The organism is Mechercharimyces mesophilus (assembly GCF_059818345.1).
Genome location: NZ_JCBAPH010000002.1, coordinates 171,494 through 197,141 on the forward strand (window position 1 = coordinate 171,494; position 25,648 = coordinate 197,141).

General features: G+C 44.6%; 21 protein-coding genes. 4 read left to right on the plus strand and 17 right to left on the minus strand.

What is annotated here, in order from left to right; translation table 11 throughout:
• Nucleotides 1-271: 271 nt before the first annotated feature.
• The 10 genes from AC6RGY_RS08510 to AC6RGY_RS08555 form a co-directional block, all read right to left on the minus strand.
• Nucleotides 272-1,057, minus strand: coding sequence for an enoyl-CoA hydratase-related protein (locus AC6RGY_RS08510; RefSeq protein ID WP_499861786.1), 786 nt, complete (start codon nt 1,055-1,057; stop codon nt 272-274).
• A 33-nt stretch (nt 1,058-1,090) separates the two neighbouring features.
• A protein-coding gene (gene prfB / locus AC6RGY_RS08515) for a peptide chain release factor 2 (RefSeq protein ID WP_499861788.1) occupies nt 1,091-2,198 on the minus strand; the annotation gives its coding sequence in 2 pieces (ribosomal slippage) (nt 1,091-2,125 and nt 2,127-2,198; 1,107 coding nt in all).
• 14 nt (nt 2,199-2,212) lie between these two features.
• On the minus strand, nt 2,213-4,744 hold the full coding sequence (gene secA / locus AC6RGY_RS08520) for a preprotein translocase subunit SecA (RefSeq protein ID WP_499861790.1): 2,532 nt from the start codon (nt 4,742-4,744) through the stop codon (nt 2,213-2,215).
• 185 nt (nt 4,745-4,929) lie between these two features.
• The gene (gene hpf / locus AC6RGY_RS08525; RefSeq protein WP_499861792.1) at nt 4,930-5,490 is read right to left on the minus strand and encodes a ribosome hibernation-promoting factor, HPF/YfiA family; all 561 of its coding nucleotides are present in this window, start codon (nt 5,488-5,490) and stop codon (nt 4,930-4,932) included.
• A 180-nt stretch (nt 5,491-5,670) separates the two neighbouring features.
• Complete coding sequence (locus AC6RGY_RS08530; protein ID WP_499861794.1) at nt 5,671-5,871, minus strand: cold shock domain-containing protein; 201 nt, start codon at nt 5,869-5,871, stop codon at nt 5,671-5,673.
• 400 nt (nt 5,872-6,271) lie between these two features.
• Nucleotides 6,272-6,994, minus strand: a complete 723-nt coding sequence (locus AC6RGY_RS08535; RefSeq protein WP_499862451.1) for an amino acid ABC transporter ATP-binding protein — start codon at nt 6,992-6,994, stop codon at nt 6,272-6,274.
• A gap of 69 nt (nt 6,995-7,063) precedes the next feature.
• Nucleotides 7,064-7,744 (minus strand): amino acid ABC transporter permease, encoded by a 681-nt coding sequence (locus AC6RGY_RS08540; RefSeq protein ID WP_499861796.1) that lies wholly within the window; start codon nt 7,742-7,744, stop codon nt 7,064-7,066.
• Between the two features lie 120 nt (nt 7,745-7,864).
• Nucleotides 7,865-8,662: a basic amino acid ABC transporter substrate-binding protein gene (locus AC6RGY_RS08545; RefSeq protein WP_499861799.1), complete on the minus strand. Its 798-nt coding sequence runs from the start codon at nt 8,660-8,662 to the stop codon at nt 7,865-7,867.
• A 288-nt stretch (nt 8,663-8,950) separates the two neighbouring features.
• Nucleotides 8,951-9,226, minus strand: a complete 276-nt coding sequence (gene hbs, locus AC6RGY_RS08550) for a non-specific DNA-binding protein Hbs (protein WP_499861802.1) — start codon at nt 9,224-9,226, stop codon at nt 8,951-8,953.
• A gap of 149 nt (nt 9,227-9,375) precedes the next feature.
• Nucleotides 9,376-10,215, minus strand: coding sequence for a LysR family transcriptional regulator (locus AC6RGY_RS08555; protein ID WP_499861804.1), 840 nt, complete (start codon nt 10,213-10,215; stop codon nt 9,376-9,378).
• 105 nt (nt 10,216-10,320) lie between these two features.
• Here AC6RGY_RS08555 and AC6RGY_RS08560 point away from each other — a divergent pair, with 105 nt between their 5' ends.
• Nucleotides 10,321-10,884 carry a cysteine hydrolase family protein gene (locus tag AC6RGY_RS08560; protein ID WP_499861806.1) on the plus strand — a complete coding sequence of 188 codons (564 nt, stop codon included), beginning with the start codon at nt 10,321-10,323 and terminating at the stop codon, nt 10,882-10,884.
• A 199-nt stretch (nt 10,885-11,083) separates the two neighbouring features.
• On the opposite strand, the gene AC6RGY_RS08565 is transcribed toward AC6RGY_RS08560, so the two are convergent.
• The 5 genes from AC6RGY_RS08565 to AC6RGY_RS08585 all read right to left on the minus strand — a co-directional run bounded on the left by AC6RGY_RS08565 (nt 11,084) and on the right by AC6RGY_RS08585 (nt 17,631).
• Nucleotides 11,084-11,815, minus strand: a complete 732-nt coding sequence (locus tag AC6RGY_RS08565) for a ComF family protein (protein WP_499861808.1) — start codon at nt 11,813-11,815, stop codon at nt 11,084-11,086.
• Complete coding sequence (locus tag AC6RGY_RS08570) at nt 11,808-13,517, minus strand: helicase-related protein (protein ID WP_499861811.1); 1,710 nt, start codon at nt 13,515-13,517, stop codon at nt 11,808-11,810. Before AC6RGY_RS08570 ends, AC6RGY_RS08565 begins: the two co-directional genes overlap by 8 nt.
• Nucleotides 13,518-13,585: 68 nt before the next feature.
• Nucleotides 13,586-14,011, minus strand: a complete 426-nt coding sequence (locus AC6RGY_RS08575; RefSeq protein ID WP_499861813.1) for a hypothetical protein — start codon at nt 14,009-14,011, stop codon at nt 13,586-13,588.
• 103 nt (nt 14,012-14,114) lie between these two features.
• Entirely contained in the window at nt 14,115-15,323 is a 1,209-nt protein-coding gene (metK, locus tag AC6RGY_RS08580; RefSeq protein WP_499861815.1) for a methionine adenosyltransferase, read from the minus strand.
• A gap of 160 nt (nt 15,324-15,483) precedes the next feature.
• Nucleotides 15,484-17,631 carry a S8 family peptidase gene (locus tag AC6RGY_RS08585; RefSeq protein WP_499861817.1) on the minus strand — a complete coding sequence of 716 codons (2,148 nt, stop codon included), beginning with the start codon at nt 17,629-17,631 and terminating at the stop codon, nt 15,484-15,486.
• 262 nt (nt 17,632-17,893) lie between these two features.
• On the opposite strand from AC6RGY_RS08585, the gene AC6RGY_RS08590 reads away from it, so the two are divergent.
• The 3 genes from AC6RGY_RS08590 (at nt 17,894) to AC6RGY_RS08600 (ending at nt 20,819) form a co-directional block, all read left to right on the plus strand.
• Nucleotides 17,894-19,006, plus strand: coding sequence for an LCP family protein (locus AC6RGY_RS08590; RefSeq protein ID WP_499861819.1), 1,113 nt, complete (start codon nt 17,894-17,896; stop codon nt 19,004-19,006).
• A 72-nt stretch (nt 19,007-19,078) separates the two neighbouring features.
• Nucleotides 19,079-19,729: a YigZ family protein gene (locus AC6RGY_RS08595; RefSeq protein ID WP_499861821.1), complete on the plus strand. Its 651-nt coding sequence runs from the start codon at nt 19,079-19,081 to the stop codon at nt 19,727-19,729.
• A gap of 55 nt (nt 19,730-19,784) precedes the next feature.
• Nucleotides 19,785-20,819 carry an LCP family glycopolymer transferase gene (locus tag AC6RGY_RS08600; protein WP_499861823.1) on the plus strand — a complete coding sequence of 345 codons (1,035 nt, stop codon included), beginning with the start codon at nt 19,785-19,787 and terminating at the stop codon, nt 20,817-20,819.
• A gap of 73 nt (nt 20,820-20,892) precedes the next feature.
• Here the strand turns inward: AC6RGY_RS08600 and AC6RGY_RS08605 are convergent, their stop codons facing one another.
• Both AC6RGY_RS08605 and AC6RGY_RS08610 read right to left on the minus strand, forming a co-directional pair.
• A complete protein-coding gene (locus AC6RGY_RS08605) occupies nt 20,893-22,902 on the minus strand; it encodes an alkaline phosphatase D family protein (RefSeq protein ID WP_499861825.1) in 2,010 nt (669 codons plus the stop codon).
• A gap of 144 nt (nt 22,903-23,046) precedes the next feature.
• Nucleotides 23,047-25,044 (minus strand): alkaline phosphatase D family protein, encoded by a 1,998-nt coding sequence (locus AC6RGY_RS08610; protein ID WP_499861827.1) that lies wholly within the window; start codon nt 25,042-25,044, stop codon nt 23,047-23,049.
• Nucleotides 25,045-25,648: the final 604 nt, after the last annotated feature.

Genomic DNA, 25,648 nt, shown 5'->3' on the forward strand with positions numbered 1-25,648 from the left:
TTATTCTGTTTAGCTACATCCACGCTCGCAGAACATCCCTTCTCTCACTTCCTCCATACTTTACCTTAACGAGTAACCCACTCGCAAGAGATAAGACAATTTGTCAAGGGTTGATCATTTTTTGTTTCTGTCGACCTTATCCAGGATTAACTGCCTTCATTCGATTTCCCCGATCATTATTTCCCGGGAAACGACACATTCTTCTTAAATAAAAAGCGCCGGTATCTACCGACGCTTTTTTCGTTCTTTATTTTGTCGATCTATTGTACCTTTATTCTCCGCGGAAGTGAGGTTTCCGCTTTTCGACAAACGCTCCCATTCCTTCGACCCGATCTTTGGTGTCAAAGGCAAGACCAAAATAGGAAGCTTCTAATTGGAGAGCGTGATTCAGGTCTGTTTCCGCCCCTTGATTAACCGCTTTTTTAATATAGTTCATCGCAATAGGAGCTTTTTTCGTCAAGATGCGCGCTAACTTTGCTGCTTCATCCAGCAAGTCTGCATGAGGGACCACCTTTTCCACCAATCCAATGGCTAACGCTTGCTCCGCTTCAATAACCTCACCTGTTAGACACAACAACTTGGCTCGTCCTGCCCCCACACGTCGTGTTAGGCGTTGCGTACCTCCATAGCCAGGGATGATCCCTAGGTTTACTTCTGGTTGCCCAAATTTTGCTTGGTTGGATGCGAGGATAATATCACCACTCATGGCAAGCTCACATCCGCCACCCAGTGCAAAACCATTTACCGCCATGATTACGGGAATCGGTAGCTCTTCCAAGCGAGAGAACAATTTTTGCCCTCTTCCTGCTAAACGTTCCGCTGCCCCAGCAGAAGCCAGGTCACGCATCTCTTTAATATCTGCCCCCGCTACAAATGCTTTTTCACCCGCACCGGTGACGACCAAAGCACGCACATCATCGGCTTGCTCGATCCAGTCAATGGCTCGATCCAGTTCCGAAAGTGTTTCCTGGTTCAAAGCGTTTAATGCTTGGGGGCGGGAAATCGTCAGTAGTGCAAACTCATCTTTCTTCTCAACATGAACACAGTTGCCCTTCATGGTAAGTCCTCCTCGAAAATGGTTTTTTCCTTTTTATTTCTGGTTCATTTTCCAGCGAAGATAGGCATCGATAAATGAATTAATCTCCCCATCCATTACGGCTTGAATATTGCCCACCTCTTGGTTTGTACGATGATCTTTTGCTAACGAATAGGGGTGAAACACATAGGAACGGATTTGACTCCCCCAGCCAATCTCAGCCTGTTCTCCTTGGATTTCGGCCAATTTTTTCTGGCGTTCTTCCAATTGTTTTTCTAGAATACGTGCTTTTAAGATCTTCATGGCCCTCTCTCTGTTTTTGATTTGCGACCGTTCCGATTGGCATGTCACCACAATATTGGTCGGCAAATGAGTAATACGAACCGCAGAATCCGTCGTGTTCACGTGCTGACCGCCTGCACCACTGGAACGGTACGTATCCACCTTCAAATCGTCTGACTTGATTTCCACGCCAACATCATCCGATATTTCTGGCATCACATTGGCCGACACAAACGAAGTATGGCGACGACCGGAGGAATCAAAGGGAGAGATACGGACCAAGCGATGAACCCCTTTTTCCGCTTTAAGGTACCCATAGGCGTTGCGACCAGAAATCAAGAGAGTAACACTTTTTACGCCTGCCTCTTCACCAGCGAGGTAGTCCAAGGTTTCTACCTTGAATCCCTGTTGTTCCGCCCAGCGCGTGTACATACGCAAGAGCATTTCTGCCCAGTCTTGCGACTCTGTTCCTCCGGCTCCAGGATGCAACTCCAAAATGGCATTATTACGGTCATATGGTTCATCGAGTAAGAGCTGAAGTTCAAAAGAATCCAAGCGGCTTTTCAGATTTTTTAGCGCTTCCACTGCATCGCCATGCAGAGACTCGTCTCCTTCTTCTGTCATCAAATCCAGAAGAACATCCACCTCTTCGTTCTCTTCCTCTAGCTCTTCCATGTGTTGAACCACATCTTTGAGCCCATTCACCTCTTGGATCACCTTTTGTGCAGCTGCTTGGTCATCCCAAAAACCAGGAGCTGTCATTTCTTTTTCAAGTTCGTCAATCCGCTCTTTCTTCTGATCGAGGTCAAAGAGACCCCCTGATATCCGCCAAACGCTTGGCTGTATTTTCACTTTCTTGTCGTATTTCGTGGATCTCCATGCTTATTCACTCCATCATTTATCATTCGTGTTGGCACAACAATTTTTGTATTTATTTCCACTTCCACAAGGGCAAGGTTCATTGCGCCCAACTTTATCATTACGACGAATCGGTTGTTTCTTTTTCTTTTCTTCCGTTGCATTTCCACCAGATGTAGCCGTCTGTTTCACTGCTACCTGCTCCCGCTTCAATTCTTCTCCTTCACGTATTTCGGATTGGAGAATGGTTTTCACCACTTCTTCTTGAATCTCAGCGACAAGTTGCTCAAACATCTCATATCCTTCAAATTGGTATTCACGTAGCGGGTTAATCTGTCCATAAGCACGCAAGTGAATCCCTTGTCGTAGATGTTCCATCGCATCAATATGATCCATCCATTTACGATCCACCGTCCGCAAAATGACCGTTTTGCTAAACTCTTGTAGACGCTCTACCCCAATTTGTTCCTGCCGCTCCTCATAATACCCTACTAACTGGTCATAAAGGTAATCAGCAATTTGAGACGGTTTTTCCATGTCTTCTAGATGATCTTCCTGAATGCGCTCAGCAGGCAATCCATTTGCCGTTACGTACTCCACTAATGGTTCCAAGTCCCATTCTTCCGGCATTTCCTCTTTAGGAATGTGCGCTTCTACTAAGTGGTTCAGGTACTCTTTCCCCATATGGAGGAAGATATCGCGCAGATCATCACTCATGATCACTTCACGGCGCTGCTTATAAATAATCTCGCGCTGTTGATTAAGAACATCATCATATTGCAAAACCCAGCGACGAGCATCAAAGTTGTTTCCTTCTACCTTTTTCTGTGCATTGGCCACCGCTTTGGTGAAAAAGCGGCCTTCAATCGGCTGATCATCTTCTAACCCCAACCGATCCATCATTGAACTGAGATTCTCCGAGCCAAAACGACGCATCAGTTCATCTTCAAAGGAGAGGAAAAACCGACTCGATCCGGGGTCACCTTGTCGACCGGAACGTCCACGCAACTGGTTATCAATACGCCGGCTTTCGTGACGTTCGGTCCCAATCACATGCAATCCACCCAATTGGTCAACACTTTCTCCCAAAACGATATCCGTTCCCCGTCCTGCCATGTTCGTCGCAATGGTGACCGCGTTCTTTTGCCCTGCTTGGGAGATGATTTCTGCCTCACGTTCGTGGTTCTTGGCGTTAAGTACTTGATGCTTAATGCCTTCCTTCTTGAGGAGATGAGAAATCTTTTCTGATTTCTCAATCGAGACAGTCCCCACCAGGATCGGTTGCCCTATCTGATGACGTTCTTTAATCTCTTCCACCACACTACGATATTTCGCATCTTCCGTCTTGTAGAGCACATCAGACATGTCCTGACGTATCATGGGTTTGTTTGTGGGAATTTGAACAACATCCATCCCATAGATTTTCCGAAATTCCTCTTCCTCTGTCTTGGCTGTCCCTGTCATACCAGACAGCTTGTCATACATGCGGAAGAAGTTCTGCAATGTAATCGTCGCCAGTGTCATGCTTTCCCGCTGTACCTGCAACCCTTCTTTGGCTTCGATCGCTTGATGAAGTCCATCCGAATAGCGTCTTCCAGTCATCATACGACCTGTAAACTCGTCCACAATCACGACGCCTTCATCATTTACCACATAATCATAGTCGCGGTTCATCACAACGTGAGCCTTCAGCGCTTGTTGTACATGGTGGTTCAGTGTAATATGTTTGGCATCATATAAGTTATCAATCCCAAAGAACGCTTCCACCTTGTCTACGCCTTCTTCTGTCAAGGATACCGCTTTCGTCTTTTCATCGATCGAATAATCTTCCTCCACGCGTAAACGCCGCACCATCTTATCCGCTGCATAATACAGATCTGTCGCTTTGTTTGCTTGTCCACTAATAATTAAAGGGGTACGTGCTTCATCTATCAAGATGCTATCTACTTCGTCAATGATGGCAAAATTGGTTCGTTGTGCAACCTGCTCCTGATAGAGGGCCATATTGTCCCGTAGATAATCAAAACCAAACTCATTATTGGTTCCAAAAGTGATATCTGCTTGGTAGGCTTCTTTCTTTTCTTCAGGAGACATTCCAGATAGGTTGAGCCCCACCGATAGGCCCAAAAATTCAAATACTTGTCCCATCCACTCCCGGTCACGCTTCGCTAAGTAGTCGTTTACTGTGATAACATGAACACCCTTACCAGATAACCCATTTAGATAGGCTGGCAAAGTAGACACCAAGGTTTTCCCTTCCCCGGTTCGCATCTCGGCAATTCGTCCTTGATGAAGGGCAACCCCACCTACCAATTGCACATGGAAATGTCGCATGCCCAGTACACGTTTGGCCGCTTCACGTACCACTGCAAATGCCTCCGGCAAAAGATCATCCAGCGTGCTCTCTTGTAATCGCTTTTTAAACTCTTCCGTCTTCGCTTTCAATTGTTCATCTGTCAGCTTGGAAATCTCCGGTTCCCATGCTTCTACTTCGTCAGCAATGCGATATAGCTTTCGCAACTGCCGCTCATTGGAATCCGGCATCCACTGCCTAATCAATTTAATCACTTGCGCGTCATCTCCTTTTCATATGGACGCTTATCGCTTCGCTAGTCGTACCATAGGCAACGAGGCTCTTATTCTCTAGTTTAACAAAAACAGAGGGACTTTTTCACTTCTAACAGAAAAACAGACAGAAATAGTGGGTGGAGATCTCTCCACCCACTATTTCTTTATTTATCATAGGCGCTCATTCACTCAGGCTCAATCAAACCGTAGCGACCATCCCGCCGTTTGTATACTACACTCATCTCATCATTCACCGCATTGGAGAAGACGAAGAAATTATGTCCAAGCATATTCATTTGCAAAATCGCTTCTTCTACATCCATCGGCTTAAAACTAAACCGCTTGGTTCGAACCACTTCAAATTGATCTTCTTCATCATCTTGGAGTGATTCTTCTCCATTTAAGCTAGTGCCGTTTCCATTCAACGGCGGAAGGTTGCTCGCATCTTGGCGGAATTTGCGGTTTACCTTGGTCTTGTACTTGCGAATTTGTCGTTCCAATTTTTCCTCTACTTTGCCAATGGATGTGTACATATCAGGAGTCGTCTCTTCCGCTCGTACCAACAATTGGGGAAACGGAATGGTGATTTCAACCTTATGATCTTCTCCAAACACACTCAACACGGCATGTACCTCAACATTTGGGGATGAATCGAAGTATTTCTCAAGTTGACCAATTTTTTTCTCCACAAATTGTTTTAAAGCATCGGTTACCTCAATGTTTTGTCCGCGAATGTGAAATTTCATAGAGCGAACCCTCCCTAGCATCATGATCATCTTTCTTATCTCGTATAACGTAAAAATCGCTGATATGTTTTCATGAACTATACAATTCTTTTACCACTTATTTATGCTTATTAAACCTTTCTATGCAGGAAAATAAAAATCCCCCCGAATGGAGGGATTGTTTTATCTTGTGTTGCCATTTTAGCCAAGTTTGGTTACATTCGCTGCTTGTGGTCCACGCGCGCCGTCCACAATTTCAAACTCTACGCTTTGTCCTTCTTCTAAGGTTTTAAAACCCTCATCTTGAATAGCGGAGTAGTGAACGAATACATCGTCTCCTCCTTCGCGCTCGATAAAACCATAACCTTTTTCTGCATTGAACCACTTAACGTTTCCTTGCATATCATACAACCCTTTCATATAAAAAATATTGATTTTGCTTCTAGTAGAGACTAGAGCAATCAGGGTACTGGATACCCTCGCTAACACCTATATTTTTTAGGTGTTAGCTGTTCCTTGCTATCAAAAGAAAGGAGACGTTCCTCTTGACGCGTGGAACCATTCGCCTTCCATAACCTACGATAGATTCTACCACCGTAAAGATATTGAAGGTGCTTTTACCAATGGTATATTCATCCCATTGTCTAAAATGGGAGATTGCTACACCAAATTGGTTAAAGTCACTATATCATTTGAAATTAGGGAAGTCAATGAGTGGTTCCTGCACGTATCCATACGAACGAAGTATGGTTGAGCAACCGGTGTTTGATAGCCTCATTCCAACAAAATGCATCTTCAACTCCTAGAGAACTTTACTTAAAAAACTTTTCGTTCTCTTTTCCTGGGGGGATTGAAATAGTTTATCAGGAGGAGCCTCCTCCACAATCTCTCCATCATCCATAAATAAAACACGCTGACAAACTTCACGAGCAAATCCCATTTCATGGGTAACAACCACCATCGTCATGCCCTCTTCTGCTAGCTCACGCATCACGGCAAGCACTTCACCCACCATCTCCGGATCGAGAGCGGAGGTTGGCTCATCAAAGAGCATAATGCGTGGCTCCATCGCTAATGCACGAGCAATCGCAACACGTTGCATCTGCCCTCCGGAAAGCTGCTCTGGATAGCTTTGCGCCTTCTCTTCCAGCCCAACTTTAGCTAACAACTGGTAAGCTTTATCTTCTGCCTCTTGCTTTGTCTTCTTATGAACCTTTATAGGCGCAAGGGTAATATTATCGATCACCCGCTTATGGGGGAATAAATTAAACTGCTGAAACACCATTCCCACCTCTGTACGCACGCGATCGATATCCGTTTCTGGATCGGTAAGATGATGTCCACCGATCATGATGGTGCCACTAGTGACCGGCTCCAAAAGGTTTAAGCAACGTAGAAAGGTGCTTTTACCTGATCCACTCGGACCAATAACACTGATCACTTCCCTTTCTGCCACCGATGTGCTTATTCCTTTTAACACCTCTAGATTACCAAATTGTTTATACAGGTCCCTCACTTGAATCATTTTCATCTATCCGCCTCCTCTCCATTTCCCCTCCCATTGGAGGTTTTTCATCCGGTTTTTCACTCTACTCTAACCCGTAGTACGTACGCGCTTCTCCAGATAAAAAACCAGGCGGGAAAGAAGATACGTAAGGAAGAGGTAGAGAATAGCTCCCAATATATAAGGCGGGAAGCGGACAAATGTACTTTTTGCAACACTAAAAGCACCATAAGTAATATCATTAACAGCAATGATTGCAAGGAGAGAGGAGTCTTTTAAGAGAGCAATAAACTCATTTCCTAATGGGGGAAGCATCCGTTTGAAGGCCTGTGGTAGAATCACTTCTCGCATCGCCGTCCCATAGCTCATTCCTAGAGAGCGAGCGGCTTCCATTTGTCCTTTTTCTATTGACTGGATACCCCCTCGAAAAATCTCCGCAATATAGGCTGCTGCATTTAATGATAAGGCGACGAAGCCTGAGAAAAGGGCTCCAGGTGCTTCCGAGAACTGAAGCAGATCGATCGCAACTGCTGGAATAATTACAAAATGAATAAACAAGATTTGTAGCATCAAAGGAGTTCCACGGAACAGATCGATATAAAGGGTGGCCAATATAGAGACGAGTTTGTTTCGCGATATTTTCATCAGCCCAAAGATCAATCCCAACATCGTTCCAAACGTGATCCCAACGATCGTGAGCAGCGCACTATTCACAATACCTAGTATGAAAAAATCACGGTACTCCCACAATATTTCCCAATTCCACGCCATAGTTGTCACTTCCTTCTTTCGTCCTACTCAGGACATCTGCTCTAGTGGCCTGTCCATTGGTCTGCGAAAAAAGAGGAAACGGTCAGCCTGGCTACCGTCTCCTTACTACTCGTATTCATCCTACTCAGCCGCACCAAAATATTTTTCAAAAATTTCATCATAAGTCCCGTTCTCTTTAATTTCTTTTAACCCTTTATCTATTTTTTCCAACATCTCTTCATTGCCTTTCTTCACCATCATCCCGTATTGCTCTGCCTCAAAGTGCGTATCTTCGATTTTTTTGAATCTATCTTCCGGAAGGGTTTTAATGTATTCCAATACGACAGCATTGTCGGCTACTACTGCATCCACGCGTCCATTGACCAAGTCATCCATCGCAGCGGGAGTATCATCGTAACCTTTTAGTCCTTCATAGGTCTTCCCATAAGCATCTTTCACTGCTGCTTCTCCAGTAGTCCCCGATTGTACTCCAATCGTCTTCCCCTCTAAATCAGCAAAAGAATTGATCTCTGAGTCTTCAGGAACGAGGATAAATTGCTTAGCATCAAAATAAGGATCAGAAAAATCATATAGCTCTTGTCGCTCCGGTGTGATCGTAATGGCTGAGATGGCAGCATCTACATTGCCATTCTCAATGGCTTCAAATAAAGGATCCCAACCCGTATGCTTCATTTCTACTTCTGCTTCATTCGCTTCAGCCACGGCTTGTATGATCTCTACGTCAAACCCCGTAATTTCTCCGGAGCCTTCCCGCTTTTCAAAAGGGGGATAAGCCGCATCCGTGGCAATCACCCACTTCTCATTCTCATCTCCTGTTGCATCTCCCCCCTCCTCTGCATTTTCGCCTGAATTACAAGCGACTAACAGCAAGCTCAGTACACCTAAAATAGAGAGCCACGAGATTACTTGTTTTCGCATTTCTTTATACCTCCCTTATTTTTCTAAAAACTATCAGTCTTTAAACATATATATTTTATTTATTCTCACTCCTTGTGGGAAATTCCTGCAAGAAGGAGCAATTGCACACTTCGCTCTCACTTAAAGCCATGCAGAATCACGATTTCTTCTCTGCAAAAAATAAAGGGTTACACTCCCTTTCCGAAGCGTAACCCTCACGTATGCTTACCATTGCTTTAGAAAACTTTTCACCCTTTTGTTGGAAGGGAAAAAATCGATCTATTCTTCTTCGTACCTTTGTTTCTACGTTTATTTATTGACTGCTTCTTTTAATTGTTTTCCAGGTTTAAAGGACGGGATACGGCTAGCTTGAATCTGAATCGCCTCACCTGTCTGCGGGTTTCTTCCTTGACGGGCAGCACGTTCGCGTACTTCAAAATTTCCAAAACCGATAAGGGAAACTTTTTCTCCACTCTGAAGTGCATCTGCAATCGCATTTAGTACTTCTTCCACATACCGATTCGCTTCTTTTTTCGTGGTATCCGTCGCTTCTGCTACTCTCTCAACCAATTCACTCTTGTTCATTCGAATTGTCCTCCTTAAAAGATTTACCTGCTTTCATTCCTTTCTTGCCGGTTATTCTGCCTTTTATACTCTTTCCACAAGAAGAATAGATTGTGAGGTAGCGGTAGAAAGGGAATCATACAGAAGTCGATGAGGAATATGCTTGTTGACTAGCGGAAGTAAGGAGCTACTTTTTGCAGACTTCGCTCCGTCAAACTAACCATCGACAGGGTACGAACAGCTCCTTTTTCATTGATTGGAATGGCCTTGATGCTCTTTTGTTGCAACTCTTTGATCAGTGTTTCCGGAAGTACCGTCACCCCAATCCCCGTGCGTACATACCCCAAAATACTCTCTCCATATGACGACTCTAACTGAACCTCTAATTTCTTCCCCAGTGAGGAGAAGATTCGATCAAGAAAGTAACGCATATCGCATCCAGTCGGATAAACGACAAAAGACTGTTCAAGCAAGTCATCATAACTGACCGATACCTGACAGGATAAAGGGTGGTCGCGCGGAACAACTAAGTAGAGCGGTTCGGTAAACAGGGGCTCCGAGTAGAAAAGCTTTGTTGTTTGTTGCAACTCTACAAAAGCGACATCGATTCTTTTGTTCTCTAATTCTTCTAGTATAGAAGCAGAGTTATCGTTTACATGTATGGTTGTAGAAAAGGGCATATCCAACAACTTAGCTGGTAAATAATACGAAGCCAAACTCGGCAAGCACCCTAATTGCACTACTTTATCCTGGTCAAGCAGTTGCAGGTCTACTTGAAGCTGATCCCACTCCCTGAGGACCCTGTCCAATCGCTCGTATGTTAAGTGACCCGCTGCCGTCAGGACCACCCCTTGAGACGATCGTTGAAAAAGCTCATATCCCAAAGCCGATTCCAAGCCTCTCATCTGTTTGCTCAATGCTGGTTGCGATAAATTCCGTTTCTCACTTGCCTTGGAAAAACTCTTCTCTTTCGCCGCCAACAAGAAGGATTGAACCCAGTCCATATTCATTTCTGTTTCCTCCATAACAATCCGTTATACCCTCTCTAAAAAAGAGGTAATTCCTTGTCAACCATCTCTCTGGTACGCTCAAGATATCAAAAGGAGGTAAGTTAAATGAAAAGAGCCTTACTGGTCATTGATGTACAAAATGAGTTCTTCGCTGGAGCTTATAAAGTAACCTATCCCTCAAACAGCCTAGATAACATCCTGCTGGCGATGGATACTGCACAAGAACAGGGAATTCCCATCTTTTTGATTCAACACACCAATCGTTCTCCTTCCGAACATTTTCAAAGAGAGACGCCCTCATGGCAACTCCATTCATCTATTCAAGAGAAGCATTATGATCATTATATCGAAAAGAACTTCCCAGGCACCTTTACTCAAACAACATTGCAATCGCTCCTGGAGGAACAAGAGGTGGATACCCTCGTCATCACAGGTTATGAAACCAATTTATGTTGTGATACCACCGCCCGTCAAGCCAAACACCTCGGTTACCAACTTGAATTTTTGTCTGATGCTACCGGCACCTTGGATCATGAAAATCACGTCGGTCACGTTACAGCACAAGATTTACACCGAGCCATCCTGATCAATCAAGCCGCTTACTTCAGTCGCGTGATGACGACACAAGATTGGCAGGAGAAGGTAGAAAAAGAAAGCAAGCAACGCTAGCTAAAAACTGACGATAGAGAGATTCCTCTAATCTTCTTCACCTCAAAGAGAATGCTATGGAAATGTGCCCATTCTCTTCGGTCCACGGTGAGGAGAGAGGCAATCTCTTTTCTTTTATAATCAAACGCCTTCGCTTCATCGTTCGTTGATTTGTTTACTCTTAATCCATCATTCCCTTAGGTAAATACTTACTTGTTGTTCACCTTGCAAAAGTAATGGCTACTACGCTCCTCGCGCCACTTTCTATTAATACCTTAGCACACGCATGTAATGTCGTTCCTGTTGTGTAGACATCATCAACCACTACGACCCTCTTTCCTCTCAGTCTTTCTACTCCATTTCTTCCCCCTTCCAACTCTCCATTTAGCTCAAATGCACCTCTCAAGGCAAGAAGCCTGGTTTCGCGCGAACGTTTGCTTTGCGCCTCTTCAAAACGAGTACGCTTTAGCAGGGAGAAGAGGGGGAGATGACACTTTCGTCCCACTACTTTAGCCAATAATTCCGCCTGGTTAAATCCACGTTCATGTAATCGGCTTGGATGAAGCGGTACAAAAGTGACCATGTCTACCGTTCTATACTCCCTTTTCACCACATCTGCCATCATTTTACCTAGTGGTTCTGCCCAATACGTTCGTCCACAAAACTTATAGAGACGTAAAACCTCCTTCGCCCATTCTTGATACTGCACCACACTTCGATTAACGATCTTTTTCTGATCGGGAAGTCTCCTTTTACAATCAAGACACGGAGAAGATTCCTTTTGCGAACGACCACACCAGTGGCAAACAGGGTCCTTAATACGCATCATCTCCTTCTGACACGCGTAACAGATTTGTTCCCAGATTGGAGAAAATGAGTAACCTGATACCGACATCGAACAAAACCAACAACAGCGACCTGAGGAAAAGAGCGCACCCCATTTTTTACTCATCTTCCTTTTGCCCCTTCGGCACAAGCAATCCTCCCTGTTGCTGTGCCAACTGATTTAGATTCCGAATGGTTCGGATGGTGCGTCGCTGATCTTCGCTATTCTCTGCGGCGAGAAAATGAACTTCACCCCATTGATACTCGGGAGATCGCCCTACACGACCAGCAATTTGCATGAGCGAACGCCAATCAAATACGAGGTGATCCGCCCCCATTACAAGTACATGTGCACGAGGAACGGTTACCCCCCGTTCTAAGATGGTGGTGGTTACTAAAAATCGCACCTTTCCCTCGCGAAAAAGACGTACCTTCTCTTCCCTGCGTGCATCTGTGGCATGTGTCGACTCCACTCCTAGTGCGTCCACACTTTCTTCCTTCTGTAGCCAGGTAAGAGTCATATCAAGATCACTCACTCGGGGGACAAAAATCATGCCCTGACCCGCTGTATCCTTCACCTGTTGCAAAAAGGAAGCCAGCGCGCCTATTTGTTTTTTCTTTTTCAATTTGCGCCATAGAAATCGCTCTCGATGAAGATGAGGAAGCGGAAGTGGAAAACGATGATAACGCATGGGCAAAAAAGTGGATGTCACTTCTCCACGACGAGCGCGCCGTTGCCAGCGAGGAAGAGGAGTGGCGGTCAGATAAATGATTTTCCCTTCTTTTTCTGTGGCGGTTGCCATTGCCTTCTCGTACATCATTTTTTCATCTAGAGGAAACGCATCTGCTTCGTCTAATATCGTAAGAGCAAATTCTCGCCAAAAACGACAGGACTGTTGAACGGTACTGACGTAGAGCTCTCCTTGTTTCCAAAATTCCCGACTACCGGCACATAAGCGTATGATTTCGGTCTGAGGAAAGTACTGATGAAGTCGGGTATACAGTTCATTTACCACATCCAATCGCGGAGTCGTCCACAACACTCTGCCTCCTCTACAGAGGACTCGATAAACAGTTGAAAGTAATATCTCCGTCTTCCCAGATCCCGGAACTGCCCATATCAACAACTCTCGACAGTGCTTGTCCTGTAGAAAGTGAAGAGAGTCCCTTACAACTTTCTCTTGACCGGCACTCCATTGAGGGGGTAAAAAAACAACTTCTCTTTGCTTCTCTCCCTCACTTGAATCAAGATGGCCTACTGTGCTTCGTGGCATAAAACGAAAGAGTAGCTGACAGGAAGAACTCCTCCCCATATGTAGACAGGCATCACACCAGCAACACTTATCTTCGCAAGATACACACCAGCTAATTCGCAGGTCTTTCCCGCTATTTTGACAACGGTTACAGTGCGAACTGGACCCTGAATCCGTATAGGTAACCGCCGGTAGAAGCTGTACTCGACCTGCGCGATAAAGAAGTTGGAGCGACTTCTTCCAGTTTACGGGTTCTATTGTTGAGTGGAGGTCGTTTTGTGCAGTTTGAAGCTCTTTCCACAATAGAGAGCGCCCACTTAACCCCTCCCAAAGGGGAAGGACAAACTTCTTTTCTTTCTGCCACAAGGAAGTCGAACAAAACTGCTTTACATCCATCTGCTTCGGCTCCATGGTCAAATTTTTATGGGCAGTAGAAGCTTGTCCCAATGAAAGGTAGGAAACGACATCGATTATTTTCTCTTGCCGTTCTCGCCAAAATTGTTCATCCACTTCCAAATCAATGGTTAGCCAATCCTTATGTAGTTCTCCCTTTGTACGGTAAACAAAGATCGACATGACGCTCTCCCTTTCACTCAAAAGTTGCTGGATGCGGGAAGAAATCTCCCTCCCGCATCTCCCTTCCACTACTGCGTACAAAGAGGGGGAGTGGGACGTTCATGCTTCGATTCACGCAAGTCCATCACCACTGTCTGTTTCTCTGTCTTTCTCTCTTCTATAATCTGTTCCACTTCTTTACTGGCTGATTGATATTCCTCTAAAATCCGAAAGGATAAGGACGGATAATAATGATGTAATTTTCTGATAACAGAGAGGGCGGGTCCACTGGGTCCTTTATGCACACAGGTCACCCAACTCTCCTTCCCTTTGAGGCGGTTCATCGCATAAAAGGAACGAACCATCCATTCAACTGAGCTTTGACCATCATCTGTAATTAATACTAGATGATCAGCAGTCTGCTTCTCTATTTTAAACCAACAGAGCTGAGAAAGAGTAAGCAGTAGTTCCATCAAACCATACATGGCCAACAATCCAACTACCCACTGCTCCATTCGATCTCCCTCCTTTCTCCCAGTATATGCATAAGAAAGGGAGAGAGTTCACTACAAGCAAAATTGAAAAACCCGGCTTTCACATAGGAAAACCGGGTTTTTCTTACTCCATAAGCTCCTTGGCGGCTTGACGAAGCACTTCTGCTTTGTCAGTCTGTTCCCAAGGTAAGGAGATATCTGTACGACCAAAATGTCCATAAGCAGCTGTTTGCTTGTAGATCGGTTGTTTTAATTGTAAATCACGGATAATGGCGGCCGGTCGCAGATCGAAATGATCACGAATCAATTGAACCATCAACTTTTCGTCTAATTGATAGGTACCAAAGGTATCAATGCGAATCGAGACAGGGTCGGCTACACCAATCGCATACGCTAACTGAACTTCACACTGTTCTGCAAGACCTGCAGCAATGATGTTTTTGGCGACATAACGAGCCGCATAAGCTGCCGAACGATCGACTTTGGTTGGATCTTTCCCTGAGAAAGCCCCTCCACCGTGACGAGCATATCCACCGTATGTGTCCACAATAATCTTGCGTCCCGTTAGACCAGCATCTCCCATCGGCCCACCGATCACAAAACGTCCTGTCGGGTTGATGTAATACTTGGTCTCCTTATCCAACATGTTTTCTGGTACCACGGGAGCAATAACTTCTTTCATAATGTCTTTTTGCACTTGCTCCAGCGTTACTTCTTCTGCATGTTGCGTAGACAACACAATGGCATCGATACGAATGGGTTTGTCACCTTCGTATTCCACCGTTACTTGGGTTTTTCCATCGGGACGTAAGTAAGGCAGTGTGCCATCCACACGCGTTTCGTGTAATTTACGCGATAAACGATGGGCTAATGAAATCGGTAGAGGCATGAGCTCAGGCGTTTCATTACAAGCGTAGCCGAACATAATCCCTTGATCACCGGCACCAATCGCTTCCAATTCGTTTTCGGTATAGGTACCTTCTCGTTTTTCCAGCGCTTCGTCCACACCCGCCGCAATATCGGAGGACTGCTCGTCAATCGAGGTAAGAACCGCACACGTAGCAGCATCAAAGCCAAATTTGGCCCTCGTATACCCTATATCTTGAATCGTTTCACGAACGATCTTTGGAATATCAACATAACAATTCGTTGAAATTTCACCTGCCACTAACACCAAACCTGTTGTGACAGTGGTTTCACAGGCAACTCGCCCATTCGGATCCTTCTCTAGAATAGCATCCAGAATGGCGTCCGACACTTGGTCACACACTTTGTCAGGATGTCCCGCAGTGACCGACTCGGATGTAAAAAGATGGCGTTGCTTAGATGACATCGTGATTCCCCCTTCCTAATCCATCTAAGATGATACAGGGATCTTTCGATCCCGACCATTCAGGTATTCGCACCATCGTCGAATGAACATCGATAGAAATTACAATACATGAATCGCACGCAGAATGCAATCAGCAACATTTCCACTCTTCTACGATTTATCAAGGTCCTGCGCTCTTTAGCCACAAGTGATACAAGCCACCTATTGTCTCCTCGAGAGGACGAACCCGTACATGGTATTTCCCCGGTGACAATCGATAATGAATTTCTTCCTGCTCTTCCTGTGGCCAAACCCACTGTTTTCTCACATGCAAGCCTTCCTCATACAAAATCACTTCAAGAGAAGTTTTTTGCTCTCCAGAGAAGTGAAGTTCCCCCATTTGGTAAGCCGGAATCTCGATTTGATACCAATCGGTATCGAAGGCGCGATCGATTTGACCATCAGCTTCTTCTCCAGCATGTAAGTTTGTCGCCTGATAACTAAAGTTATTTGGCTCATTATCATCAGCAGATGTCGGCTCATACTCAATGAGAATGTGGTAACTCCCCGTAACCTGATTGGAACCATAGTCAGTCACGCGAACATATAACACCTCATCTACTTGCTCAAGCAGAATGGATTCCTCTCTTCCATAGGAAGCGTCATCTACTTTGATTCCTTTTTCTCCTCCCTCTCGTTGCACATACATCACGGGGTCGGCACGGGGAGTATCTACGGTTGTTTTGATCTTCAGGTTTCCTTCGTCGGGGACCTTTATTTGGAACCAGTCCACATCGTGCTGTTTATGAAAGGAGCCCTCCAAAACGGTTTGGGAATCCTCTATCTCTACTTGATACGCCGACCATTGATAATCATTGTTTTCATAAGAGTCAGGAGTGGGTTGAAAGAAGTTGGTCAACGTATAAGGAGTTTGGCGCTCTTCCAGAGAAACAACTTCAATCCACACCGTACCTGCTTGAACCGTAGCATAAACGTCTCTTTTCGATTCCACACGATAAGATTGCGGGGTTTCCTCAGCAATGTACACCTGAACTTGAGAGATTGCTGGACTAATATGATTAAGGGATAGTTTTAATGTCCCGTTGTGCGGAATATCCAAACGATACCAATCGGAATCAGTCTCTCCATCCAATACAGCACTTAGTTGTTGATCAAGTGAAATAGGCATGGCAATGGATTTTTCGTTATTTGGCTCAAATATATCATCTTCTAATGTTTTCCAAAGAGATTCTTTCACGTTTACTTTCCCAAAACCATATTTCTGATCCCAGCGCTCATCCATAGGAGGTACCGCTGTCTGTCGAATGAGGTTGCGCACATTTTCTGGCGACCATTCTGGATACACTTTTAAAATGAGCGCAGCACTGGCCGCTACTTGTGGAGCCGCAAAGGAAGTTCCAGAATTGTATCTATAGGTCCCATCCAAATCCGTTGACCAAACTTTTTCTCCAGGTGCTACAACGTCAATCCCAAACCCTTGGTTAGAGCTGATCTCATGTTGACCTCTTTGATTAATCGAGCCGACTCCCAGCACTGTCGGCAGAGCAGCAGGATAGTAAAGGGGTTCATTGTAGAGAATATTCTCGTGGTCATACATCGCGTTCCCCGCGGCTCCAACTACCACCACTCCCTCCTTCTCTGCTGATTCACATGCGTCTGCAATGGTATCAGAATAGGTCCAACTTCCCTGGGAGAGCACAACCACATCTACTTTCCTCTCTACCGCTTTGCGTATCCCTTCTGCTGTATGAAAGACATCGCCATCGTCTCCCTGGTCCATTACTTTGATTGGCATAATGTGAAAAGACCCTTTATAAGGGTCATTTTCAGCTTTACCGCGCCAAACCGAAGCAATCACGCCTGCTACATGCGTTCCATGGCCCATTTCATCTTGTGTGGATTGTCCAGGTGATTTCACGTTCACTCCTGGAACCAAGTACGGCTTCAAGTCAGGGTGTTCCACATCCACACCCGTATCCACCACCGCTACTGTCACCTCTTGCTTATAGCGCGCATCATGACCCAAGTATTTATAGGGATGTTCTGCCTCGATCTCATCGATAAAGTAGTCTTTCTTATTCCCTATCTCCCTTGTCTTCTTTTCATCCTCCTCTACCTTATATTTATGGTTTCGTTCCAGAAAAGCGACACCACGATGAGCCGACCATCGCTTCACCCAGCTTTCCTCATCAATTTCTTTATGCAAGCTGACCAATAAGGTTTGCGAGTCACCGCCTACCGGTTGCTGATTCAACACATCGACTGTTTTCAGAAAACTAGGGTCCACCCTCCCTTCCCATTTAATCACCCATTGCGACCCTTCATATGACTTTAGAGGGACCGAAGGGGAGTCCCTATTTTCCGTAACCAATTCAGGAGATAAAATCATGCCCAACACTGCCATTGAAAGAATAAGAGCGAATGCGAACTTTCGCTTATTTGAAATCATCATACCCTAATTATACCTACGCACCATATTGAATACAACGACCTTGAACAAGCATTCAGATAATGATACTATTACCTGAGTAAATAACGTCGATTACCGAATCGTGTAAGGGGATTCTTCTATGAATAAAATTGACCAATCGCGTATCGATCGCGTAAAAAAATTAAAGCGCCGCAAACGGATTATCCGCTATAGCTCAATCGTCCTCCTCTTGATCATCGCCACAGCCGGATATTATGGCTGGGCATTCGTCAGCGCCATGAATAAAACCGTTCAAGAACTAGATCGAGATGATTCACATCTTAGCGAAAAAAGTAAAGAGATGGAGGAACCATTTACCGTTCTTTTATTAGGAGCAGATGTCAAAGAAACAGATAAAAATTGGCGTCCAGATGTGCTCATGCTTATCTCTGTCAATCCACAGGAAAAGTCTATGAAAACGTTGAGCATTCCGCGTGATACACTCGCCCAAATCGCCAGCACCAATGGCCGAGATAAGATAAACTCAGCCGCTTCCTATGGATTACAAAAGAATGTAGACCCTATTACGAATACAATCGAAACGGTCGAAAATTACTTAAACATCCCTATATATAATTATGCTTTTATCAACTTCCAAGGATTCGAAGACGTAGTAGATGAATTAGGGGGAGTTGATGTTGTCCCTACTCTATCATTTGACATTAAACAGTTCGGTAAAACACTCTCTTATACAGAAGGGGAGCAAATGCACCTCGATGGAGAGGAAGCGCTTGCCTATGTTCGAATGCGTAAACAAGATCCTGATGGGGATGCGGGAAGAAACAGGCGACAGCAAGAGGTTCTAGACCAACTTACAAGCGAAGTATCCTCTTTTAAGAACTTGTCGAAAATAGATAATATCATCGATACTTTGGGAAATAATTTTCAAATGGATGTGCAGTTGACGAAACTTCCAAAATTAAAGGATGTTTATAGTTCGATCCCTGCAGAAAATAAAGAAACGATTGTATTGGAAGGCGAAAATAAAAGAATGAGTCTGTATAATGGAGCACCCTCTATCTGGTACTACGTCGTTACAGAAGAGGAACAACAACGAGTGAGTGATATTTTCCGCTCTCATCTGAATGAAGACCCGGAAACATTAAATGGAGAGCCCAAGGAAACGGAAAACGAAAGTGAATCTGACTCTGACTCACTGGACTCCTCCGACACCGACGCCTCTACCACTACAGAGAGTAACCCATCCTACTAATATCTTTCTTAATTCTCTAGAAGCCGACTCATGCTAGTCGGCTTCTTTTTATCATAAGGAGTGGCAACTGAGTTGAAAAAAAACTTTTCCTACAAGACCATCAAAGGGAACGGGGAAACTGAACTTTTTGTGCAAAAATCTCGTTTTATCGGATATACTCACCACGCACGCACAGAAGAAGAGGCAATCCAATTTATCAATGACATCAGAAAACAGCATTGGAATGCAAATCACAATTGTTTCGCTTACTATCTCACGAATGAAGGAGAAGGGCCCGAGGTACAAAAGGCATCTGATGATGGAGAGCCTTCTGGCACTGCTGGTAAGCCCATCCTTGATGTGATTCACGCGCATCAACTCTGGGATACGGTCATCGTCGTTACGCGTTACTTCGGTGGCATCAAATTGGGCGCCTCCGGCCTTATCCGTGCTTATGGACAAGCCGCCAGCCATGCGGTAAAGGAAACAGGAATCCGTCAGTACGGGCTTCATCGCTCCCTTCAGGTTACGGTCCCCTACAATCACATGGGGAAAGTAGAGTACGAATTACGCAATGCTCTCAATCATCTTCCATCCCCTCGCTTTTCTGATACGGTTACCTGGGACCTATGGGTACCTTGCGGAGAAGAAGATAACTTATGTAACCGCATCGCTGAGCAAACCAATGGGCAGGCTTCTATTCATATAGGTGCGGTTTCATATCGTGAAGTAATGGACTCATAATCTTTACCTAAATCCACATGCTAAGGAAAGAAGAATAGAGAAAGGAGACACTTGATTGAGTCGCGATAAAGATTATCCATCTCGCATTGATCAAATGAAAAAAAAGAAACGTCGCCGGTGGATCATCACTACATTTTCCTTGCTTTTTACCGCCGTTCTCCTCTTCTCTCTCTACCACCTCTATCTCCTTTACAACGCGATTGACCAAACCCATGACCCTCTATGGGAGAAATCGGAGCTACGCGAAGAGCAAGTAACCATCGAAGAAGACCCGTTCACCGTATTGCTCCTTGGAAAAGACCGTGCCGCAGGATTAGCAGATGTGATTCTGCTTGCTTCCATTAACCCAGACGATCAATCGATGAAAATGCTGAGTATCCCCCGCGATACTTTGGTCGAGATCGCCAACACCAACGGTTATCAAGACAAAATCAATTCAGCTGTTACCTACGGAGTAGAAGATCTCTCTGATGACAGTGCCCGTACCAAAAATGTAGTAGAGACGGTGGAACAATACCTTCATGTACCCATTGATTATTATGCCTCCGTTAACTTCCAGGGCTTTGTAGATACTGTCGATGCCCTCGGTGGTGTGGAGATCAAGCCACTTCTCTCCTTTAGTATCAATCAGTTTGGTACCACCCATACCTTTGTTGAGGGAGAGAGTACTCACTTAAGTGGAGAAGAAGCACTAGCGTACGTGCGCATGCGTAAAAAAGACCCAGAAGGGGACGCTGGACGAAACAAAAGACAACGTCAAGTTATCGACCAAATCATTCACGATTTATCAAAGTTGGAGAATGTGACGAAAGTAGACGACTTGCTGGAGAGCGTTGGAGATAATTTACGTACGCAGTTCACACCCAGCGAGCTTCCCGATATGCAGGCAATCTATCAATCCATCCCTGAATCCAATAAAGAAACCATCCAGTTAGATGGTGTGAATAAAAGGGTCCAGCTACCAGGCAAATCAGCGGCTTATGATTATTTCCTCGTAACAGATGAGGAAAGACAGCGCGTCAGCGATCTGTTGCGTAACCACCTCAACCTCTCTACAGAAACCGTTGATGATGAAGAAACTCAGGAGTAAGATCAAAGAAAAAGGATGGGGTAACCCTGTAGATTGCCCCATCCTTTTCAGAATGAATAACGCCTTCTCTTTGCTAATCCTTCAAAACATTCAACCTCGCTTGATCGCGTGGAACCTCGCATTGAAAAAGAAGCTTCTTAGAAGGTTCTTTCTTCGATTGAACCGCTTCCACACCATATGCCGACCAGGTTGCTTTGTTGTGCGTTACTTCTAAAATACAGTAGCCATGCTTCGTACTATCAAACCACTTGATCCATGGATTAGCGGAGTAGATGGCTCCTCCCACGATTTTGTCCACAATAAAACGAATGATCTTATCCAGCGAGAAGAAATCTAAACCAAATGCATTGTCGCGCCCTTCTTTTTGGGCTCGTTTGAGCTCATTTTTCATCTCTTGCTCAATCTCTTTTTTCATCGTGGGTTGAGTTAAAATTTCCTCAATAACTCCGATGGGAATAGGGCTGGATACAGGAGAGCGCCTCACTGAGCTCTTTTTCCCAGCAATAAACTGATACAGTCCATTCCAACTGGGTAAGATGAACTTCACAATATCTTCTATGTTATAAGAAGTTACAGACCCCACCATAAATTCGATGCCAACCGCTTCTTCATCGGAATGGCGATCATAGTCCTCCTGGATGAGCCCTGCTTCATAGGTATGCAAGTCCCCTGTAATGGTGATCCAATTCTTTACCCCAGCGCGTTTCAATTCAGAGGTGATGTATTCACGCTCACTACTGTAACCATCCCATGCATCCAGGTTTAAGTATCTACCCAATAATTTAAGTGGCGTAAACTGCACTTCATTCGCCCAAACCTTCCATACGCTAGGCGAGCTTATCATTCTTTCTAAAAACCAATCCCGTTGGTTGCACAGGTCATTACCCAACATCGACTGATCGTCCGCAAACATTTGATCACAGCCACGCGTGAAGTGAATATCCAACAAGTCGGAACCGCAAGGTGGCGCGCTGCGAAAGAGCCGTTGGTCCGTCATAACAAGCTCCAAGAGATTTCCTATTTGTACGGAACGATAGATGCGGAATTGCGTATAATCTCTGTTCACTTCAAAGGTCACACGTGCAGGAGTATATTCGAACCAAGCTTGGTTCGCAACCTGTCGACGAAGGGGATCGGATGATGATTGATCGTCAGGAGCTACCGCTGGAAAAAACGAATTATTAGCAAATTCATGATCATCCCATATTGTGATCATAGCGTGTTGCTCGTGTGCTTTTTGCAAATCTGCGTCCGCCTTCATGGTCTTGTAGATCGTACGATAATCGTCAATTGTAAATGCTTTTTCTTTTCCACTAGGAAGTTGGATCCGTCGATCAGGTAAAGGATTTTGATAGGAAGAGTCATTTACTGATTCATAGATGTAATCCCCCAGATGGACGATAAAATCCAACTCTTCTTCTGCAATCATACGGTAAGGATAGTAATAGCCACTGGTGTAGTCTTGGCAGCTTACATAGGCAAATTTTACGGAAGAGACGGAAGTTCCATGGGGGGGAAGCGTTTTGAAACGGCCCGTCTGGCTTACATGTCCATCTCGGGTAATAAACCGATAGTAATAGGTTTGATTTGAAGAAAGGTGTCCATCCAGATCGATCTTAACGACGTTGTCAAAGTCTGCCCAGATCGGAGTATAACAATAAAAGTCTATTTGATCGAAGGTTGACGTTGTCGCAACTTCTACCATGATAAACTGTCCCTCTTCGATCGCTTGACGTATGGACTGCGAGGGGGGAGAAGCAGCTTGGTCCAGCCATTGCACCAATTCTGGGTCAAACTCCTGATCTGTTAACCCTTCCGCTATTCTAGGATCTACCCTTGTCCACAAGACCGCCCCCGTTGGACTCGGATCACCAGCAGCTACTGACTGCTCGTAGCCAACCCCGACTTCAAAGTTGGGTTGAAATTGGGGAAGGTCGAAGGTAGACCCTCCCTTTTGTTGCGTCTCCGCCCACACTTTTGTCAATAATCCACCACCTACACTCTGCGCCACCACGATCGCCGATCCCGTTAATAATGATTTCAAAAAAACCCTTCGTCCACTATTCACCTGAGTATTTTTCATGCTTTCATCCCCCCTATTCTTTTCATAATAATACTATCAAACTATTATGAACACCTTCTAAACATCTCACAAACGAATCGTTATAGTTCTAATAAATTTATGAGAAAGAGGAGAACCTCTAAGGCTCTCCTCTTCTCAACGTGATTAATCCTTGATAACATTAACCTTTGCTTGGTCACGCGGAACTTCACATTGGAACAGTAGTTTCTTCTTGTCCCCATCTTTATCCCGAATATCTTCCACTTTGTAGGCAGACCAGGTCGTTTTGTTTTTTGTCACTTCCATGATGCAATAACCGTGATGCATGCTGTCAAAAAACTTTAACCATGGGTTATCGCTGTAGATTTTTTCTGTGACGATGTTTTTCATGATTTTGTCTGTGGGAAGACTAATATCGAAATCAAAGATACGATTTTGCTTCATCTGACTCTTTTTCATTTTAGCTTTTTCTTGCTCAATCTTTTTCTTCATCTCAGGATGTGATAAGATTTCATCCATCGTCGCCTTAGGAATCGGACTAGATGCATACTCATCTTGACTTTCACTCTTACTTGACACGCCTTCCTGCAACCCTGAACGAGAGGAAGAGCCGAGGAACGTACTTGCTAATTGATTATCAATGGTATCTAACATCGTCGCGGAAGAAATGGAGCCAACCATAAATTCAACGCCAACCGCTTCATCATCGCTGTCTTTCTTGTAATTTTCTTTGATGAGACCTACTTCATAGGTATGAAGGTCGCCCGTAATCGTAATCCAGTTCTTTATTCCCGCCTCTTTCAACTCACTTGTGATGTACTCTCGCTCTGCGTTAAAACCATCCCAAGCATCAAGGTTTAAGTCTTTTCCTAATATCGTAAGAGGAGTGAACTGAACTTCATTCGCCCAGATCTTCCACGTATTCTGGGAAGTGGTCATTTGATCAATAAACCAATCCCGCTGACTTCCATCTCCTGTCCCTAACATCGTTCGATCAGAATCATTTTTCTCATCGCAATTGGTTAAGAAGCGTGAAAGGTAGCTATCTCCACATGGGGGAGCGCTCCGGAATAAGCGCTGATCCGTCACCACAATATCAGCTAGGTTTCCAATACTGAGTGAACGGTAGATTTTAAAATCCGCGTAATCATCATTCGGATCAAACGTCACACGTGCCGGCATATACTCAAACCAGACTTGGTTGGCAATTACTCGCCGCTCAGGATTATGATTACCGCTTTCGTCGGGAGCAATGTCTGCATAACCATTATTGGAGAACTCATGATCGTCCCAGGTAGCAATCATGGCATGGTTTTCATGCAAAAGTTGCAGATCTGCATCCCGTTTGATCGTTTGGTAAAGAACCCGATAATCTTCGATCGTTATGGCTGCATCACCACCGCTTGGCAGGCTGATTTTTCGATCCTTTATTGGGTTGTTGTCCTGATACGCCACATTTTCATAAATATAATCTCCGAGATGAATAACAAAGTCTAGCTCTTCATTCGCTACATGTTGCATTGCGTGGTAGTACCCATTGGTATAATCTTGACAGCTAATATACGCAAACTTCATAGAGGATACATCAGTACCGTGTGGGGGAAGCGTTTTAAATTTGCCCGTCTTACTTACGTGGCCATTATGGGTAATAAATCGATAGTAATACGTCTTATTTGATGCCAGGTGACCATCTAAGTCAACCTTGGCAATATTGTCAAACATGCTCCAAATGGGAGTGAATAAACGAAGAGAAGTCTTATCAAACCCACTTTGCTCCGAAACTTCCAGCATGACAAACTGTCCTGCTTCAATCGCCTTACGCACTGCATCATTGGGTTGCGTAGACGAATGATCCAGCCACTGTACCAAGCTGGTATCGTACGACGCTTCATCAATCCCCGTCGCTACAGATGGATCAATACGTGCCCACAATACGGCTCCTGTCGGTGTGGGATCTCCTGAGGCAATGGACTGTGGAAACCCTTCTCCCTCATCATGTTGAGGTTGATAGATTGGCAAACCATACGTTTTTTCCCCACTACTGTTCGCCAATACTTTCGAGAGAACGCCGCCTCCCAAGGTTTCTGCTACGATAATTGCTGATCCTGTGATAAGAGATTTAATAAAGACCCTTCTACCTTTATTCATACCATGATTACTCACACCGTACACTCCCTATTTTTGTTTGTTCTTGGTTGTCTGTTAAGTAGGCATCTCCAATGTCATCACCCTCGCTTGCCTAACTAGAACATAATCACCCCCCATATCTTTGAAAATAATACCTTTTTTGATAATATTCTAAATCTAATATCTGTAAAAAGGTCATACATAGAAAAACTCATGTTTGTGCCATACGTCCCGGATGAAGGGAGTCATCATGAGAGCTTCAGGTTCTCTCGTAGCGTGGTTGGTGGGCAGTTTCATCTCCTCTGCTACCTGATCTACGGCTCAATGCCTCTCCAGGAGAAAACGCTCGTCCATCTTCTAACCACTCTTAGGGTGAGTGAGCTTTTGCCCTTATCGTCAAGGGTAGTTTTCACTTAGTGAAATCGCGTTTCATCAAGTGAAAACCATCCTTTGCACTTTCCTTATAAGCGGTCCCTACATCAAAGCGAGTATTGTAACAAAGTTACTTCGACATTACATTTAGTTTACATTTGTCCATAAACGTACAATTTTAAAGGTTGATGGCGTATAATAAATACCAACTAGGAGGTACATGGAGGTGCCAGATATGCAGTTATTTGTTGCAGGAAAAGCTTTTTGG

Excerpts from the sequence above, each read along its gene's own strand:
- AC6RGY_RS08510 (WP_499861786.1), bottom strand. The coding sequence starts at position 1,057 with ATGAAGGGCAACTGTGTTCATGTTGAGAAGAAAGATGAGTTTGCACTA.
- hpf (WP_499861792.1), bottom strand. The coding sequence starts at position 5,490 with ATGAAATTTCACATTCGCGGACAAAACATTGAGGTAACCGATGCTTTA.
- AC6RGY_RS08530 (WP_499861794.1), bottom strand. The coding sequence starts at position 5,871 with ATGCAAGGAAACGTTAAGTGGTTCAATGCAGAAAAAGGTTATGGTTTT.
- AC6RGY_RS08535 (WP_499862451.1), bottom strand. The coding sequence starts at position 6,994 with ATGATTCAAGTGAGGGACCTGTATAAACAATTTGGTAATCTAGAGGTG.
- AC6RGY_RS08540 (WP_499861796.1), bottom strand. The coding sequence starts at position 7,744 with ATGGCGTGGAATTGGGAAATATTGTGGGAGTACCGTGATTTTTTCATA.
- AC6RGY_RS08545 (WP_499861799.1), bottom strand. The coding sequence starts at position 8,662 with ATGCGAAAACAAGTAATCTCGTGGCTCTCTATTTTAGGTGTACTGAGC.
- hbs (WP_499861802.1), bottom strand. The coding sequence starts at position 9,226 with ATGAACAAGAGTGAATTGGTTGAGAGAGTAGCAGAAGCGACGGATACC.
- AC6RGY_RS08555 (WP_499861804.1), bottom strand. The coding sequence starts at position 10,215 with ATGAATATGGACTGGGTTCAATCCTTCTTGTTGGCGGCGAAAGAGAAG.
- AC6RGY_RS08560 (WP_499861806.1), top strand. The coding sequence starts at position 10,321 with ATGAAAAGAGCCTTACTGGTCATTGATGTACAAAATGAGTTCTTCGCT.
- AC6RGY_RS08565 (WP_499861808.1), bottom strand. The coding sequence starts at position 11,815 with ATGAGTAAAAAATGGGGTGCGCTCTTTTCCTCAGGTCGCTGTTGTTGG.
- AC6RGY_RS08570 (WP_499861811.1), bottom strand. The coding sequence starts at position 13,517 with ATGTCGATCTTTGTTTACCGTACAAAGGGAGAACTACATAAGGATTGG.
- AC6RGY_RS08575 (WP_499861813.1), bottom strand. The coding sequence starts at position 14,011 with ATGGAGCAGTGGGTAGTTGGATTGTTGGCCATGTATGGTTTGATGGAA.
- metK (WP_499861815.1), bottom strand. The coding sequence starts at position 15,323 with ATGTCATCTAAGCAACGCCATCTTTTTACATCCGAGTCGGTCACTGCG.
- AC6RGY_RS08590 (WP_499861819.1), top strand. The coding sequence starts at position 17,894 with ATGAATAAAATTGACCAATCGCGTATCGATCGCGTAAAAAAATTAAAG.
- AC6RGY_RS08605 (WP_499861825.1), bottom strand. The coding sequence starts at position 22,902 with ATGAAAAATACTCAGGTGAATAGTGGACGAAGGGTTTTTTTGAAATCA.